Source organism: Lactobacillus gigeriorum DSM 23908 = CRBIP 24.85 (assembly GCF_000296855.1).
GTDB classification, from domain to species: Bacteria; Bacillota; Bacilli; order Lactobacillales; family Lactobacillaceae; genus Lactobacillus; species Lactobacillus gigeriorum.
Genome location: NZ_CAKC01000037.1, coordinates 1 through 17,530, shown reverse-complemented (window position 1 = coordinate 17,530; position 17,530 = coordinate 1). Strand labels below are relative to the sequence as shown.

General features: G+C 39.7%; 16 protein-coding genes and 1 pseudogene. 12 read left to right on the top strand and 5 right to left on the bottom strand.

The features are described 5' to 3' along the window. Positions 1-9 precede the first annotated feature (9 nt). Complete coding sequence (locus tag BN52_RS03255) at positions 10-963, top strand: UbiA family prenyltransferase (protein ID WP_008472766.1); 954 nt, start codon at positions 10-12, stop codon at positions 961-963. A gap of 45 nt (positions 964-1,008) precedes the next feature. On the opposite strand, the gene BN52_RS03250 is transcribed toward BN52_RS03255, so the two are convergent. Next, positions 1,009-2,232 (bottom strand): CAP domain-containing protein, encoded by a 1,224-nt coding sequence (locus BN52_RS03250; RefSeq protein ID WP_420843278.1) that lies wholly within the window; start codon positions 2,230-2,232, stop codon positions 1,009-1,011. A 144-nt stretch (positions 2,233-2,376) separates the two neighbouring features. Here BN52_RS03250 and BN52_RS03245 point away from each other — a divergent pair, with 144 nt between their 5' ends. From BN52_RS03245 to BN52_RS03225, 5 genes are all read left to right on the top strand, one after another. Continuing rightward, complete coding sequence (locus BN52_RS03245; RefSeq protein WP_008472764.1) at positions 2,377-3,459, top strand: D-alanine--D-alanine ligase family protein; 1,083 nt, start codon at positions 2,377-2,379, stop codon at positions 3,457-3,459. A gap of 25 nt (positions 3,460-3,484) precedes the next feature. Further along, the gene (locus BN52_RS03240; protein ID WP_008472763.1) at positions 3,485-4,249 is read left to right on the top strand and encodes a transcriptional regulator; all 765 of its coding nucleotides are present in this window, start codon (positions 3,485-3,487) and stop codon (positions 4,247-4,249) included. A gap of 86 nt (positions 4,250-4,335) precedes the next feature. After that, complete coding sequence (locus BN52_RS03235; RefSeq protein WP_008472762.1) at positions 4,336-5,445, top strand: YibE/F family protein; 1,110 nt, start codon at positions 4,336-4,338, stop codon at positions 5,443-5,445. After that, positions 5,442-6,203 (top strand): YibE/F family protein, encoded by a 762-nt coding sequence (locus BN52_RS03230; protein WP_008472761.1) that lies wholly within the window; start codon positions 5,442-5,444, stop codon positions 6,201-6,203. The genes BN52_RS03235 and BN52_RS03230 overlap by 4 nt, the downstream gene beginning before the upstream one ends. After that, positions 6,200-6,979 carry an alpha/beta hydrolase gene (locus tag BN52_RS03225; RefSeq protein WP_008472759.1) on the top strand — a complete coding sequence of 260 codons (780 nt, stop codon included), beginning with the start codon at positions 6,200-6,202 and terminating at the stop codon, positions 6,977-6,979. Before BN52_RS03230 ends, BN52_RS03225 begins: the two co-directional genes overlap by 4 nt. Before the next feature lie 43 nt (positions 6,980-7,022). On the opposite strand, the gene BN52_RS03220 is transcribed toward BN52_RS03225, so the two are convergent. Continuing rightward, positions 7,023-10,034, bottom strand: a complete 3,012-nt coding sequence (locus BN52_RS03220; protein WP_008472758.1) for a TIM-barrel domain-containing protein — start codon at positions 10,032-10,034, stop codon at positions 7,023-7,025. Between the two features lie 177 nt (positions 10,035-10,211). Between BN52_RS03220 and nagA the strand changes: the two genes are divergently transcribed. Next, on the top strand, positions 10,212-11,366 hold the full coding sequence (gene nagA / locus BN52_RS03215; protein WP_008472757.1) for an N-acetylglucosamine-6-phosphate deacetylase: 1,155 nt from the start codon (positions 10,212-10,214) through the stop codon (positions 11,364-11,366). Positions 11,367-11,397: 31 nt separating this feature from the next. Here the strand turns inward: nagA and BN52_RS03210 are convergent, their stop codons facing one another. After that, entirely contained in the window at positions 11,398-11,874 is a 477-nt protein-coding gene (locus BN52_RS03210; protein ID WP_008472756.1) for a nucleoside 2-deoxyribosyltransferase, read from the bottom strand. A gap of 94 nt (positions 11,875-11,968) precedes the next feature. Then, entirely contained in the window at positions 11,969-12,769 is an 801-nt protein-coding gene (locus tag BN52_RS03205) for a tyrosine-protein phosphatase (protein ID WP_008472755.1), read from the bottom strand. Between the two features lie 144 nt (positions 12,770-12,913). Here BN52_RS03205 and BN52_RS03200 point away from each other — a divergent pair, with 144 nt between their 5' ends. The 5 genes from BN52_RS03200 (at position 12,914) to phnE (BN52_RS03180) (ending at position 17,089) form a co-directional block, all read left to right on the top strand. Continuing rightward, positions 12,914-13,396, top strand: coding sequence for a universal stress protein (locus BN52_RS03200; protein WP_008472754.1), 483 nt, complete (start codon positions 12,914-12,916; stop codon positions 13,394-13,396). 345 nt (positions 13,397-13,741) lie between these two features. Continuing rightward, the gene (locus BN52_RS03195; RefSeq protein WP_008472752.1) at positions 13,742-14,677 is read left to right on the top strand and encodes a phosphate/phosphite/phosphonate ABC transporter substrate-binding protein; all 936 of its coding nucleotides are present in this window, start codon (positions 13,742-13,744) and stop codon (positions 14,675-14,677) included. 24 nt (positions 14,678-14,701) lie between these two features. After that, positions 14,702-15,484 carry a phosphonate ABC transporter ATP-binding protein gene (phnC, locus tag BN52_RS03190; RefSeq protein ID WP_008472751.1) on the top strand — a complete coding sequence of 261 codons (783 nt, stop codon included), beginning with the start codon at positions 14,702-14,704 and terminating at the stop codon, positions 15,482-15,484. Then, complete coding sequence (gene phnE / locus BN52_RS03185) at positions 15,477-16,277, top strand: phosphonate ABC transporter, permease protein PhnE (protein WP_040473343.1); 801 nt, start codon at positions 15,477-15,479, stop codon at positions 16,275-16,277. The genes phnC and phnE (BN52_RS03185) overlap by 8 nt, the downstream gene beginning before the upstream one ends. Beyond that, on the top strand, positions 16,277-17,089 hold the full coding sequence (gene phnE / locus BN52_RS03180) for a phosphonate ABC transporter, permease protein PhnE (RefSeq protein WP_008472748.1): 813 nt from the start codon (positions 16,277-16,279) through the stop codon (positions 17,087-17,089). The genes phnE (BN52_RS03185) and phnE (BN52_RS03180) overlap by 1 nt, the downstream gene beginning before the upstream one ends. Before the next feature lie 107 nt (positions 17,090-17,196). Here phnE (BN52_RS03180) and BN52_RS03175 read toward each other — a convergent pair. Further along, positions 17,197-17,530 (bottom strand): annotated as a pseudogene (locus BN52_RS03175) (hypothetical protein); the annotation flags it as partial.

The following is a 17,530-nucleotide window of genomic DNA, read 5'->3' as shown; positions in this document are numbered from 1 at the left end:
AGGATAAGAATGACAATTAAACAATATTTGCGTTTTGTAAAAATTCATACTTCGGTACTATCATTATTCGGTTATGTTTTGGGAGCAGCTATTATTTTCTTTATTGGTGGTAGCTGGAATTTACAAAATAGCTTGATCTTCTTCGTAGGCTCAATGATTTTTGACAATATGATTACTGGCGTTAATACGGTAATGGACTATGTTATGGCCAAAGACGATCACTTCAAAGAGATCAGCGTAATGACAGTGGAACATATTTCAGTTAAGCAAGCTTTCAGTGTGATTGGTGCCATGGTTACCATCGGATCAGGATTGGGCTTATGGCTCTGCTTTAGAACTAATTGGATGCTCTTCTTCTTGGGTGGAGCCATGTTTTTGATTTTTGCTTTTTACACCGCTGGCCCATTTCCTATTTCACGGATGCCATTGGGAGAGATTTTTAGTGGTACGGCACAAGGACTAGGAATCCCATTTTTATTCATTTTTGTTAATGGCAATTACAATGAATTGTTGGCTTTAAACTTTACCCCAGCAGCTAATGGCTACAACTTTACCATTAGTGGCAATGTGTTAACTTTATTGACGGTAGTGTTAATCTGCGTTCCTGCTTGGTTATTAACGTCAAACGTAATGCTGGCCGATAACTTGTCTGATCGTGTTTTAGACAAAGCTAATGGTCGTCATACCTTGCCAGTAGTCTTTGGGGCTGATAAAGCATTGGTATTATATCAAGTACTAGCATACTTCCCATATATCTTTATTGCTGTAACGGGAATTTTGCACATTGCACCTTACATGTCGTTATTGAGCTTGCTTACTTTCCCATTGGTAAGAAAAAACGTGCAAACTTTCTTACACAAGCAAGTTAAATCTGAAACTTTTGTAACAGCATTGCAGAATTTCCAAATCGTAGTTACGGCACAAGCAATTACGATCTTTTTAGGGACGCTATTACATTTCTAATAAACTAAAAAAGAAGTCATCTAGGCTTCCTTTTTTAGTACAGTTTTATAAATGTAGGTCCTTAAGGAAATTATGAATGAAGAAGTTTTGCTTCCATTGTCCTTTCTTTAAGGCATCAAAGTAATTAAAAACTTTCCGAGATTGATTCTTGGGATTAAACATAGCCCAAAGTTTCGCGCTTTGTGTCGAGAACGCCGACTCTTGGTTCGCGTTTTTTTGTGGCGATGCCGTTTGATATGTTTGGGCTTTTTCCTGGGTTTCTTGGCGACTACTAACTGTTTCTTGTCTAAAGAATTTAAAACGGTAGTTATAAAGGTCTTTAATTTGCACGTGGTATTCATGACCCTCAATCAAAGGCGTTTTACCAGGAGAGTAGGTGATGATGGTTTTGAAATTGCCATAGCCTGAACTGCTATAGTTAGTCACATCAGTAGCTTGATAGTTCTTACCAGTATCAAGATCAGTAATCGTGATTTTAGGCTTGCCCAGGTAGACCTTGTTGGAAAGGTATAACGACCAAGCAATATTTTTTCCTTTACCTAATTCAATTGGAAATAATCCAGCTGCCGGATAGCAGATCAATGGCTGTGAGGGTTCGTTAAACAAATCCTTGATATTCAAAACTTTTTGTACTGAATAGCGGTAGCCATTAGTTCCATAAGCAGCACCGATACCAGTTGTCGTTAATCTAGTCGATAAAATCCAAGCCCGGTGTCCTGTATCAGAACCGGTTAGATTGTAGCGGTCTGTCAACAGATCGGTAATTACGTCACCTGCAGATTCATTATTAACATTGAAGTTCAGGTTAGAAGTTTCAGAAGTATCTTGAGCTAACTTCCACATTGAAGATGAAAGGTAGTTGGGCTTAGTTTCATTGGATAAACCATGTTGATTGATAAAAGGGTTGGCATTAATTGCGGCCATTACAGCTGCAGTTTGTTGGGCATTTTCATTAGCAATCTCAGTAGCCGTAACTGGCATCAAGCCAAATAGGCTACGATAATAGTTAATGTAAGCTAATTGCGCTTCAATATACTTGGGCTTAAGTTTACCTGCTGAAAAATCAGTCGCAAAGACAGGTGATTTTTCATAGAGACTATTCCGATCGTAGCGAGTCTTATCAAGATCTGCATAGTTTTTTTGAAATTGATGAACTTGCGTAATTTCGCCTTGGCTAAAATCTGCTGCCAAAACTGGACTAGCGGAAACAAGGGCTAAGAGCGAGCTTAAAGCAATGGTCATCAATCTTTGTTTAAGCGTCAATGTCATCATAACCAATCCTTTCACCTTAATTATAACCTGTGTCCAAAAGCTTTAGAAAAAATATTCCTCATTTTTACGTATTTATTAAGCGTATTCGTTTATAATTAAAAACAGTGACAATAAAATTGATGATTAAAGAGGATTAGACTTATGACTAAAAAAACACAAGTAGGATTAATTTTTGGTGGAAATTCATCTGAATATGAAGTATCAATTATGTCTGGTAGCAATATCTATGATGCAATTGATAAAGATAAATATGACGTTCACCCTATTTGGGTAACCAATGATGGCTATTTTGCAGATGAAGCAGAATCTTTCAAGGTATTGAAGGATCCAACTTATCAAGTGAAGAATCCACATAAAGTGACTAACTTATCTAATTTGATCGAATTAACTAATCTACCTGAAATCGATGTCTTTTTCCCAATCGTTCACGGTAATTTGGGCGAAGACGGTGGTTTACAAGGTTTATTCCGTTTACTTGATAAGCCATTTGTTGGGGATGACATTTTAGCAGCCGCTGTTACTATGGACAAGGAATTTACTAAGATTTTGGCACAACGCGTCGGCGTACCAGTTGCTGATTGGTTGACGATTAAGCGTCCTGAATATGAAGATAAGGCTAATGACAAGCTTAACTATGATTTCGTTAGTCAAAAATTGGGAACAGATCTATTCGTTAAGCCATCAAATCAAGGATCTTCAGTTGGCGTTAGCCATGTAACTAACAAGGCTGAATATGAACAAGCCTTAGCAGAAGCATTCAAATATGATGATAAAGTTTTGGTTGAAGAAACAATTCCTGGTACAGAAGTTGAAACTGCTGTTTTAGGCAATGATCACCCCATCGTTTCTGGCGTTGGTCAAATTACAAACGCTGCTGGTTCATGGTATTCATACGAAAACAAGTATGCTGCTGATTCAACTTCAACTTTGGAAATTCCAGCTAAATTGCCAGCTGAAATCGTTGAACAAGTTCGTAGCAATGCTCTTAAAGTTTACCAAGTAACTGAATGCTCAGGTTTAGCAAGAATCGATTCCATGCTTACGGCCGATGGACGCGTAGTTTTGACAGAATTAAATGCCTTGCCTGGATTCACTAACATCAGTATGTATCCTAAGCTATTTGAAGAAGCTGGAATTCCTTATACTGAATTAATCACTAAGTTGATTGAAACTGGTCAAGCTCGTTATGCCCACAAGAAGACTTTATTGCACAAGCACGATTAAATAAGGTTAGTGGGAGTATTCAGATATGACAATTGGCAAAAGAGATTTTGAAGAGTTGACAGCACCAGCTAGTGCAGCCAAGCAGTTAGGAATTAGTGCAGCTACGCTTCGCAAGTATTCATTGATCGTTGAACAAGTAACCGGCAATCCTGATTACTTTGAACGAACTAAGCAAAAAGCGCGCCTATATCATCAAAAAGACTTAGAAGATTTAGATGCATTGCATAAGTTAGCTAAAGAAAAGGGTAAAACGCTCAAAGAAGCTGCAAGACAAATTTATGCAGTTAGCGAAAGTAAACCAGACGAAGTTGAAGATAGCACCGAAAATCAAGCCTTGATGGATACGGCTCAAGTCGTTAAATTGCTGGGTGCGCTCCAGCAAACAATTGCCAGCCAGAATCAAGCGATTAAGCAATTGCAGGAACAATTGGCACGGGTAGAAAAGCAAAATCAGACTTTGCTCGATAACCAAAAGCAGTTAGCAGCACCAAAAGATCAAGAAGTCGATCCAGCGATTGCTGCTTTACCTGATATTTCGGGAATCGTAGTTAATAATGGTCCAACTCGCAGTGAATCAATGGCGGAAGAAACCGCTAAAACACCTGAACAGAAGCGTCAGGAAGTAGCTGCTGATCGAAATAAAAGTCAACAAGAAGTTCATGACGAAATTTTGAATAAGGCCAAAGAAAATGCTAAAAAACGTGCAAGTGCAAATGTACATCGAACATTGGAGGATATGCAATTGCGCGATCAAAAGAAGCATTGGTGGCAAAAGTTTTTAAATTTATAAAGTTTTATTGAGAGGTCGGGACATTTGTCCCGACCTTTGCTATAACTGATTCTAGCTGAAAACTGCAGGCTGAAAGAAGGATAACTATGATTCTCAAACAGAAACGCTTTTGGTGGGCATTAGGAGTTCTGCTCTTAGGGTCGATCTTAACGGCTGTAACTTATTTTGCCACTGATATTTACCAAAAAGATGAGGTAGCGCTAGTTACCGATCATCAAATCGAAGATCGGTTAATTGAAAATAACCGAGATGTTTATAACAACTATGACCAGACAAGAGAACAAATTTTACATTTACAAATTCTCTCAGGTAAACAAAAAGGAAAGACATACACAGTAAAAAACGTGTATTATCCATCACAATTAGTAACTGAAAAGTACCGTCCACGCCAACGGGTTTTTGTCAGTTTAAAAAAGGGTAGCTTAGCTTTGGTTAATCCTAAGCGTGATTGGGTATTGGTTTTGACTTTGACGATTACACTAGCGTTGATGGTATTAGTAGCAGGGAAACACAGTTTATTATTGATCCTCTCAATGGCGCTTAGCTGGTTGATCTTCTATGGTGTGATTGTTCTTGATGTTAAGCTTAATGGTACACAGATTATTCTAGTCTTCGGGTTAGCAGACATCATCTTTTCATTTGTAAGTTTATTGATAGTTCAAGGATGGAATCGCAAGATGCTAGCAACTTGGGTCGCGACCTTGCTAGGAGTATTCGTTTCTTTTGGATTAGCCTTTTTGATCATGCAGTTAACTGGGCAGTCAGAAATGAAATATGAAACTGGTGATTATGCAACTCAAGATCCTCGAGGAATTTTCTTAGCTCAGACCTTATTAGGGGTTCTAGGAGCAGTAATGGACGAAGCTACGGATATTGTGTCCAGCTTATATGAAATCGTCCAGCAAAAGCCTCATATCACGGCTAAAGAATTAATGAAAAGTGGTCGGACCATGGGACAAGAAATCATGGGCCCATTGATTAACGTCTTAGTGCTGATTTTTATGGCAGAAGCATTGCCGATGACTATTCTATATTTACGTGACAATAATACTTTAGGTTCAGCCTTTGGTTTTACCCTGTCATTAGGAGCAACGCAGAGTACAATTTCCGCAATCAGTATTGTTTTGACCGTTATTTTTGCGACGGGCTGCAGTTTATGGTTTTTAAAAGTACAGAAATCAGGTGAGAAAAAGTGAGTACCTTATTGGCATTAGTAATTGTATTAGCGATTTTGATGACGGTAGTAGGGGGCGAAACGGGAATTCGTAGCTTTTTCAGTGTCTTGATCAATACTTTTTTATTGATCCTGGTTGCAATGTTGATTTCATGGGGCGTAAGTATTCCAATAGTAACGGTAATCTTTATCCCGCTAAAATTGGCGACGATCATCTATCTTGGAACTCATGATTATACCGTGGCGAAAAATTCCTTTTTGGCAGCTTTCATAGTATGTTTGTTAGTTGGACTCTTGATTTTAGGCTGTCAATGGCTAGCACAAGCAGCAGGGCTTGGTCCAGAAGCAGGGGAAGTGCTGGTTGGGTTATCGCAAATGCCAGGAATCAGCTATCCATTGATTGCAGTAACAGTTGCAATCTTTTCAACCTTGGGAGCCGTAGCTGAAGCAGCGGTTGCGATGAGTTCAGGATTATTGGAATTGAAAAAACATAATCCACTGATCACCCCACTAGAACTAGAAAAAAGTGGTACGAGCATCGGCAAGGATGTGTTGGGAACGGCAATGAATACCATTTTGTTCGGAATGTTCGGCAGTTTTTTGTCCCTATTTTTATGGTATTTCCGCCTAGGCTATTCTTTTGGTGAAGTAGTCAATGAAAAATTATTCGTTAACGAAGCGTTGATTATCATGTATTCTTTAATTGGGGTATTGTTGACCGTACCTTTAGCAACAGTCTTAATTTCAAGAAGCATGATAAAAAATGAGGCGAAAAAATGAAGCAAGCAAACTTAACTTTAAAGAATTTTGCTGGTCGCGAGTTCACCTTAAGAACTTATGCGGCTGAAAGTGGTAAAAGACCCGTAATGATCGTCGTTCCCGGAGGTAGTTTTGATCATTTGTCAAAAAAAGAGAGTACTCCAGTGGCTTTGGCATATTATGAAGCGGGATTCAATACGGCTATCGTTGAATATAATTTGATAACTGATCCAGGCATGATCTATCCTGATGCTGCCTTGGATGTGTTGACGACAGTTAAGTTTTATCGTGATCATGCCGATGAATATGGTACTTTTACGGATGAAATCGTAACGCTTGGTTTTTCAGCTGGTGGACATGTAACTACAACCGCTAATTATTTTGCGGTTAGTCCAATTTATCAAGCAGAATATGGCTATGATAAAGATGAAGTCTTGCCAAATAAAACGATTTTGGGCTATCCATTAATTGATATAAAAAAGATCGGCTTCCCTATGCCTGAGGGAAGGGATGACTTATTGCCAGCTGATCCTAAGATTAACGATACAGCTCTAGCAGTTACACGTGAAACACCAGCAAGCTTTATCTTTCAAGCATTAGATGATCGAATTGTTCTAGTAGAAAATTCAATTAGTTATTTACAAGCTTTACGGGAAGCTGAAGTTCCTGCTGAGCTACATTTATTTGAAACGGGTGGCCATGGCTTTGGCTTAGCAAATTATCATGAACATGGTTGGCCAAACGACGAACATTTAGCCAGTTGGTTTAAGCTGAGCTTGACTTGGCTAGGGATGTAAAAAGACGGCACGTGATCATTTTTGATCAGTGTCGTCTTTTTATTTATTCAGTTTTATCAAAATATGACTTATCGCGATAGAATACGACTTCTTTTCCTGCTACCAGTGGGCCTGAAGATTGATGAATCGTTAATCTAACGGCGCGAGCTTGAACGTCACGCAAGCCAATAACTTTATTTTTGCTGTCAGCTTTCCAAGCATAATGGTTGCCGTAAGGTTCGAAGTTTTGGCCATCAAGTGATAATTCTACGCTAACCTCAGTTGGATCATTTTGATGATCGATATTATGTGGAACAAAAGTCATGCGACTTAGTTTTTCCAATTTATCGAAAGTAAAGGTTAAAGTCAGCGGATTAGTTTCATCAAACTTATCCTTAGTTTGCCACTCACTAGCTGATTTTAGATCGGTCAAATAAGCCAATGGATGTTCTGGATTAGCTTCATAGTTTGATTTTACTTTAACGCCATGGATTGCATAATCACGGGCAGCACGTTTAGTAATTGCTCCAAATGGCTCGGACCATTCAGAAGCTTTGTTGCCTGAAACATTTCTTAATCTCATGAGGTAGCGCGTATTAGGCGTTAATTCATGGAAAGTATAGCTATCGCCAGAAATACCATCGTACAAAATACCATTGATTTCTACTTGTACTTGATCTGTAACTTTTGGCCAAGTAATTGTGAGTGAATGAGCCGTAATTTGATCTTGATCGACGCTTGGCTGCTTAGGTGAGCGAAGCAAAGAATCAGTGATTGAATGAACTAAGGTTTGAGCTCCATAATTGAAGTTACGGATAGTCAATTCAATTTTACTATCGGTAATTTCACGTGGCGCAAGTTTAATTTGAAGAGCAGTTTGACCCTTAGGCTGATATTGAGCAAATTCTGGCAACAAGTTGTAGTTGGTATTGTAGAAAAAGCCTTCTCGTGCATGTGCAAAAGTATCAACTGTACCGTATTCTTGCATTTTGACTGGTTGATCATTGATTTTTAGACTAATGCCATCAGGATACTCGTCACATAAGATAACCAAATTAGTGGCTTTTTCTGTTGTCATTCCAGTGAAATCACCCTTAGTAGGCTCAATTACGATTGTTAATTGACTACCCTCAAGAGTGCTAGACACTTTAGTCTCGGTATGATGGTGAAGATAATCGATATTACCGTTGTCATCATAGAAAGTGATCTCGCTTTGACCATGAGGATAAAAGACAAAGTTGCGATCACCCAAGTCGAAGATAGCCCCACCCTTAACAAAGATTGGTAAATGCCAAGTTGGGTAAGACAGTTGGTTATAAACGCGACCACCCATATATTTTTCACCAGTGAAGAGATCGATCCACATCATGCGGTGACTTGGTAAGTAGAGATTATCTTTACGTGAGTTGCCGGCGCCATCTTCGCGACCATTCGTGATTGGTGCTACTAACAAGTTGCTTCCAAGCATAAATTCATGCTTAACCTGACTGGTGTAGTTAATCTGTTCATGTGGAAATTCCAAGAACAAGGCTCTGACAATTGGGTTGCCTAATTGTGCTTGGTATAGCAGAGTGTACAAGTAAGGCGTTAAGTGCTTGCGCAAAGCTAAATATGAACGATTGATTTGCGTCATTTTGTGATTGTAGGCAAAGGGATGCTTACTGTAGTTACCTTGATCATCAATGCTGAAAAGTAGCGGCGTTAAAGCTTTCCATTCGAAATCGCGAATTGCAATCTGCGCATTGCCACCACCAAGCGTACCATCGACGCTACTACCAACAAGTGGTTCTCCTGATAAACCAGCGCCAATGAAACCGGCAACTTGGGTACCGATATTTTCCCAATTACCACCATTGTCGCCGAAGAACAAGGCAGCTGACTTTTGACTACCCGCAATGCCATTATTGGTTAAGATAAATTGTCGTTTATGATCCAGCAATTCTTTAAGGACATTGCTGCTACGCTTCAAAGTTTCTGATGAGCTGTCGTTAGTGGCTAAGAAGCTAAAGCCTTTGGCAAAAGCAGGACTAGAGTTGGTCCAGAGCCCACTTTCAACGCCTTGGGTTTTGGCATACTCGCTGAAAGTAGCAAAAGTTGCAGCTTCTACCGGCACTTGATAGTTAGGAACAAACCAAGCAAGTGGGAAATCGCGTTTGTGGAAACGATCGATCATTGCTCTAGCTGAAAATTGATATTCCTCTTCACCATTTAATGATGCTTTGCCACTTGCTGCCGTTTCGTCTTGGGTTCGTACATAATAACCACCATCTTCAAAAAGATTGGCGTTACGTTGCTTAGCTTCACTCGGTTGCCACATTGTAGAGACAAAATTACCAAGGTAACCCAAGCCTAAACTATATTTTGGTGGCATTAAAGGCTGTCCTGTCAATAAGTAGTATTTAGCCAATAATTGGCTTGGGGAATCGCCGAGTAAGTAAAAATTATCGAATATGCCGTCATTATGGGCGATCTTGCTAGCTTGAGGATTAATGCTACCAAAGTCATAGCTACCGTTAGCAGTAGTATTACGAAATTCCGCAAATCCAGCATTTGACCAGAAAAATGGTACTTGGCTAATTACACCGCCGGCTCCTGTAATTTGGTCGTGCTTAATTTCAATCTGCTTGCCTTTATGGCTAAAAGAGCCATTTTGCAAACCACCACCAAAGTAGAATTCATTTTTATTTTGCTGTAGAATTTCGCACGTTTGAGTTGGAGCAATTTCAAGCGGGCTCAATTGACTCATCCGACTACGATGCAAATGGTTATCGAAAATCGTCATCGTTGCTGGCTTTTGTTGGAAAATCAACTGATAGTCGCCAGTTTGAATAATCAAGGAATCGCTGGTAGCACGAGGACGAGATTTTTCAAAGTAGCTATTGTCGAAATTCTCAAGTTGAACTAGATCAGTATGTGCTTCGTCGAAATTATTATTAGGATCGAGAAAATAACGGAAAATTCCATCCGCTAAAATATATAAATGGGCAATCTCGCCAGTCGCATAATGTAATTCATAGAAGTGTTCGCGTTTATTTGCGCCGACAAGTTGACCTAATTGGTGTCGATTTAATTGCATAGCTTGTATTATGTGCTTCTTCCTATTTAGACTTTGTTTCTATTATAACCAAATTATGGCTAAAAACGGAATTCAATTGGCTTTATCCGCCAACAAAAACTGGTAAAGACCAATTTCTTTGGTTAAAATGGAAAGTAGTATTTTAAACAGGTAATGATTGTAGAGAAGGTAGAAAAAATGACTTATTACATTCATGCGGATAAATTTTTCCTAGAAAATCGAACTGAAAACGGCGGCTATCTTGAAGTCACTGATGATGGCAAGTTTGGCTTCTACTATCCAGAAGCTAACAAGCCAGAGGGCGAGATTCGCGACTATGTTGGCAAGTGGATTGCCCCTGGGTTGGTTGATACCCACATCCACGGCTCGGTCAAAGAAGACGTCATGCACAGCGACTGGGACGGTATCAATAAGCTTTCTGAAGCTTTGCTCAGTGCCGGCGTAACTTCATGGCTGCCAACCACCATCACGGCAGCTGACGAGACCCTGACCGAGATTTGCCGTATGTTTGCCGCTCATCGAGGCGAAGAGACGGGAGCCAAGATTCAAGGAATCCATTTTGAAGGACCGTTCTTTACCGAAGAGCATGCAGGAGCTGAGAACCCTAAGTACATGCTCGATCCTGACATCGAAGTCTTTAATAAGTGGCTTGAAGCTTCAGATGGCATGCTTAAGAAGATCTCGATGGCGCCTGAGCGCAAGGGCTCTAAGGAATTTATTCGTCAAGCAGTTAAGGAAGGCGTAGTCGTTGCCTTAGGGCACTCCAGCGCTAGCTTTGACGAAGCGGTAGCTGGGATCGAAGCCGGAGCCAGCATGTTCACCCATACCTTCAACGGCATGCCTGATCCTGCTCACCATGGCACGACGATTTCTAACGCAGCCATGGCTTTGAACAATGTTACCGACGAATTGATCTGCGATGGCCACCATGTTGAAGAAGCAATGGCAAGAGCCTTGATCAATGCTGTTGGTCCAGAACACGTTGCCTTGATCACAGACTGCATGGAAGCCGGGATGATGCCAGATGGCGACTACATGCTGGGTGAATTGCCAGTATATGTGAAAGACGGCATGGCTCGACTTAAGAAAGGCGATAATTTAGCTGGAAGTATTTTGCAATTGAAGCAAGCGGTTAAGAATGTCGTTGACTGGAATATCGTAACTCCAGAAAAGGCGATTATGATGGCGTCATACGTGCCAGCGAAGAGTGCACATATCTTAGCAGACTGCGGTTCGATTAAGCCAGACAAGGCTGCCGATTTCATTGTCTTGAACCCAGACCTGACTTTAGTAGAGACTTATCTTGATGGTGAATCAAGATATAACGCATAAGAAAAGAGCTGATCGGATGATCAGCTCTTTTTTAATAAACAGCACCCTCATAGTAGTTAAAGCGAGGATTGTTGAAGTCATAATCCTTGAGTTCACTCATTTTAATTACGTTGTCAGCAACTCCCCAACTCATCAAGTTGATCGGTTTGCCATAATATTCATCAGGAATGACCAATAAAATGAACTTGCCACGGCTTAAAGCATAGCCTAGTTCCATTCCTAAACCAACGTCTTCTTCATCTGGAAGATAAACGCCGAGCATGATATCGCTGGTTTTAATACCAATTAGATCATTGTGGTAGGTTGCGGAAGCCCATTCGATGTCATGAAGATATTCAGGATGTTCGTCAACCCTGATATCTTTATATTGGTTTTGTAAGGGTACGTAGCTGTTTTCAAGATCAACGGTGGGATTAGCCTTTAAAGCAGCCATAGCTTCATCATAAGCCTTGGTTTGCATATCGTTAAACCAACCTGCACCAAAATAGACGGTCTTTGTTTTTGTCATAGCGGTCCTACTTTCTAATAAATAAACAATAACTACTTATACTTTATCATGTTATCTAGCATTCTAGGCAAAAAAATAAGCCAATTTCCTTGGCCTACTTTTCAAGATAAATTCGTCTTAAGTCCATCAAATCGCCACTTGACAAGTGCATGATCTCACGCAAATAGTCGTTGACGCTACCGTAGCTGTCGTTGATGACTTTGATTGCATGATCAAGATATTCTGGATAAACGGTTTGAATATCGTAAATTGATTTCAAAGTGTTTTCGTTCTTGCCAGCCTGACGTTCTTTTTCAATTAAGTGTTCAACAAAATCTTTAGTTGTGATACGCGTAAGTAGATAGTCTTCACGAATTGTGGCTAAAGGAACGCCTAAAGCGGTAAGAGCTAGCAGGGCTCCAAAGCCAGTTCGATCTTTACCAGCAGTACAGTGGAAGATTAAAGCTTCGTTTTCAGCGGAGTTCGCAAGCATAGTTGCAAAAAGCTTGCGGTAAGCATTGCGAGCAGATTCGCTACTGATCATATCTTCATAGGCAATCAACATATGATCGAACCCAAATTGGGCATCATTTTGAGATAATTCGTCTAAACGATCGATACTCTTAGATGAATTGGTCAAATCTTCACTGAATACAGGGTCGAATTCATAAGTAGCGCCCTCTGGTACTCGATCTGGCTGCCTGGTTACTTCTTCGCTACTTCTGAAGTCAACGATATATTTAACGCCATAATCAGCTAAAAAAGCTTGATCTGCTTCTGAAAGGTCAGCTAAATGACCGGTCCGCAATAATTTGTGGAATTTAATTCGTTTGCCAGATAAAGTTTCATAGCCACCTAGCTCGCGAAAATTTCGACCGCTAGTAACGCCAAGTAATTGATTTTTAAGTTTTTCCATGAAAAAATCCCCCTTTCGAATTTTTAGACATGAGTTTAATTTTAACAAGAAATCAGCTTTCCGACAATTAAACAGGATTAGATAAGGAAAAATTATGATAGAATAGATATGAAAACGTTAATATAATTCCTAGGGGATGAAACAATGACAAATTCAAAGCAAAGTATTCTTGTTCCAGTTGATGGTTCAGAATCTGCCGAAAGAGCTTTTGACAAGGCAGTTAAAATCGCTAAGCGCGATGGTGCTCATGTGGATGTTTTGAACGTAATTGATACGCGTCAATTCATGGGCGAAATGCAAGATACATTAATTTCTGGCGATACGATCTACCAAATGACCCAAGATTCAGAAGAATATCTTAAGAGCTTGCAAAAGTGGGCTAAAGACAATTTTGATTTTGAGGATCTTGACTACCATATTCGTTATGGTAGCCCGAAGCGGATTGTTTCCTATGATTTCATTAAGGATCACCACAATTCTTTGATCGTAATGGGGGCTACCGGTTTAAATGCAGTTGAAAGAATGTTGATGGGCTCGGTTACCGAATACGTAAATCAACATGCTTTAGCTGATGTTTTGATCGTAAGAACAGATATTGATAATAATCCAATTAAGCCAAAAGCTTAATTAATAGAAAGATCAGCAGGTAAAGGGCTGATCTTTTTTTGTAAAATATTACTAAAACTCTTGATAAAATCCGAATGTTTCTGTTATCATCATTACAAACGGACGCAACTTCTTGAAAGGTGGGGGAAATCGACATGGCATGCTCAAAGATTGTAAAATTTAATGCAATTGTTCCAATGGTCGTAGTGTCTGCTTTCGTGCCCCAATTTCAATTCGTTCGCTTTTTAATTAAAAATGCTATTTAGAAGACTTAATATGATCGGTTTTTTACCGTTTTCATATTAAGTCTTTTTTATGGTGTTGTTTGTTAGATAGGTTTTTCATCAATTCATATGGGAGGACAAGATGAAAAAGTTAAAAAAACTGCTCGTAGGTGCACTTACCTTATTAGTAGCTGCTGGTGTTGCAGCATGTTCAAAAGGTTCAAGCTCAAGTAATAGTTCAAAGAGCTACACACCAAAATCATTGAACATTCAATTTGTTCCAAGTCAGGCTGCAACTAAATTGGAAGCTCGTGCTAAGCCTCTTGAAAAGATGCTTTCAAAGCGCTTAGGTATTCCAGTTCACGTTTCAATGTCAACTGACTACAACACTGTTGTCGAAGCTATGAAGTCAAAGAAGATTGATGTTGGCTTCTTGCCACCTGATGGTTACGTTTTAGCCCACAAGCAAGGTGCAGCTGATTTGCTTTTGCAAGCTGAACGTTATGGTATTTCTCAACCAGGTGGAAAGCAAACTGATAAGCTTGTTAAGTTCTACCGCTCAGAAATCCTTGTTAAGAAGGGTTCAAAGATCAAGTCATGGAAGGACCTTAAGGGTAAGAGCATTTCCGTACAAAACCCAACTTCGAGTGCTGGCTACATTTTCCCAGTTGCTGAATTGAAGGAAAAGGGCCTTGATGTTGTTAAGGACTCTAAGTTGGTTACTGTAACTGGTCACGACCAAGCAGTCTTGAACGTTTTGAACGGCGATACTGATGCAGCCTTCGTCTTTGAAGATGCACGTAATACTGTTAAAGCTGATAATCCAAAGATTATGGGCCAAGTTGTGCCAATTTACTTTACTAAGCCTATTCCAAACGACACTATTTCAGTTCGTCCAGATATGTCAAAGGCTTTCCAAAAGAAATTAGCTAAGGCCTTCATCGCTGTTGGTAAATCACCAGAAGGTAAGAAGGTTATCGAAAGCGTATACAGCCATGAAGGTTATGACTACGCAAAAGACAGCGACTTCAATGTAATCCGTAAATACGATAAGATTGCTGCAGCCGCACAAAAGTAAAAATAAGTTAGGGGTTAATAATCAATGGCAGATTCCGTAAAGCCAATTATTGAATTGAAGCATACAAGTAAGGTTTACGACAACGGAACCGTCGGCTTAAAAGATATTAACTTAACGATCAACCAAGGTGAATTTGTGGTGATCGTAGGTTTATCTGGTGCCGGTAAGTCGACTTTGCTTCGTTCGATCAATCGTTTGCATGATATTACTGAAGGCGACATTTTAATTGATGGAAAATCAATTACTAAGGCCAAGGGCAAGAACTTGCGTTTGATTCGCCGGGATATTGGTATGATTTTCCAAAGTTTTAACTTAGTTAAGCGTTCTAGCGTTTTACGCAACGTTTTAACTGGTCGAGTAGCCTATTATCCAACTTGGAAGACTACGTTCAACTTATTTACTAAAGAAGACAAGCAAAAGGCTTATGAAGCACTGCAACAAGTTGGCTTGGCTGAAAAAGTTTATGCAAGAGCTGACGAATTGTCTGGTGGTCAACAACAACGTGTCGCAATTGCGCGTGTATTGGCACAAAATCCTAAGATTATTTTGGCCGACGAACCAACTGCTTCGCTTGATCCAAGAACATCTGAACGAGTTTTAAATGACTTGCGAATGCTCAATGAAAAATATGGTATGACGGTTGTTGCCAACTTGCACAGCGTTGAACTTGCTAAGGAATTCGGTAACCGCGTAATTGGTATCCGTGCTGGTGAAGTTGTTTACGACGGCAAGATGAGCGAAACTCCTGAATCAGTCTTTACTGATATTTACAATGGTGGAAATGGAAGTGAGGACGAAGATGAGTAAAACTGAGCAAGATTTAATGAGCTTGCCCAAGAAAAAATTCAAATTCATGAATTTGGCTTGGATAGTTATTCTCGTTGCGGGTTTATTCGTCTCCATCAATGTAACTAATACCCACTTAAGCGAATTATTTGCTAACTTCGGTCAATTTACTGAAATCTTTGTGCAAATGTCGCATCCTGACTGGAGCTACTCCAGTACAGTTATTCCCCTCTTGTTAGAAACGATCAAGATGGCGGTATTGGGTACGTTGTTTGGTTCGATCGTAGCGTTTGTCTACTCACTTTTAATTGCGCGTAATATTGTGAAAAATAAAGCCGTTACTGGAACTTTGCGAGTAATCATGAACATCATCAGAACGATTCCGGATCTGCTGTTGGGTGCAATTTTCGTTGCCATCGTAGGTATCGGACCAGTTGCTGGTATCTTAGCTTTATCTGTGTTCACATTTGGTGTGGTAGTTAAGCTATTTTACGAAGCCATTGAAACCATTGATCCTGGTCCAATTGAGGCTTTAATTGCTGTTGGAGCAAATAAATTGCAAATCATTCACTTCGCTGTTTTGCCTCAGATCATGACCTACTTCATTTCTTATGTTTTGTATGCTTTTGAAATCAACGTCAGAGCTTCAACTGTTTTAGGTTACTTGGGTGCTGGTGGTATCGGTTTATACCTCCAACAAACGTTACAAGTCTTTGATTACGCTAAGACAGGTACGATTATTATCGTTATCATCGTAGTAGTGGTAATCATCGACTACATTTCATCTAAATCACGGGAGGCTTTGATGCGCTAATGAATACGACATATAAACAGTTACCTCCAAAACCAGTTGATATGAAGAAAAAGATCATTCACTGGGCAAGTACTATTTTAACAATTGCCTTGATCATCTGGTCATGTATAGGAATTGACTTTTCAGGTATCAAAGCCACGGCAGCTCAAATTGCAGGAGCGATTTTCTCTGGGATTTTGCATCCTGATTGGAGTTATGTCTACAATGGCAGTGGCGAAGACTTGGTATCGCAATTGTGGCAAACGATTTGTATTGCTTTCTTAGGTACTTTTATTTCTGCCATTATTTCCTTGCCTTTTGCTTTTTGGGCAGCTAACACTAGACATAAAAAGTGGTATGCATCTCGAAGCGGTAAGATTGTTTTGGCAATCATTCGTTCGTTCCCAGAAATCATTTTGGCTTTGATGTTTATCAAGGCCGTTGGTCCTGGTTCGGCAGCCGGTGTTTTAGCATTGGGGTTCCACTCAGTAGGGATGCTTGCGAAGCTGTTCTCAGAAGCGATTGAAAACTTGGAAGATGGACCTAATGAAGCTGTTACTTCAGTTGGTGGGTCAAAGACCAATATTATTATGTTTTCAATTATGCCTAACTTAATGCCAGCTTTGATTTCCAACACTTTGTACCGGTTCGACGTTTCGATTCGTTCCGCTTCAATCCTTGGGTTGGTTGGTGCCGGTGGTATCGGTTATCCATTGATTATTTCTTTGCAATATCGTCAATGGAACCGGGTCGGAATTATCTTACTTGGAATTATCGTCATGGTTGTGATTATCGACTGGATTTCAGGTCAGATCAGGAAACGATTAGTCTAAAGATTATTAATAACTAAAAAGTCCTACTAAATCTTGGTATTAATAAACCTTGATTTAATAGGACTTTTATTTTGTTTTAGAGCCTGAACCAAGCTGAATATAGCCTTTTATGCATGTGTACCATATACTCGATTCAACTCAGCTATAATCTGTTTTTCTTCAAAGTCTTGGCCAAAAATAATTTCTATGTTGTCTTTAGCAGTTTCGAAATCAATTTCCTTAGCCTTTAAATTCTGGATTGCATTAATAAGATATCTTTCTCGTTCTTTTTGGCGACCGATCTCTTCGCCTTCCTTTTTGCCTTTCTTCAAGCCTTCTTGTAAACCTACAGCTCTACCTTCTTTGAGACCTTCTTCGCGGTACCTCTTCTTATAGTATTCTTCTCTTATTTTTGCTTTCTCTGCTATATCCATAATTCTCACCGCCTCAATTCTATCTCGT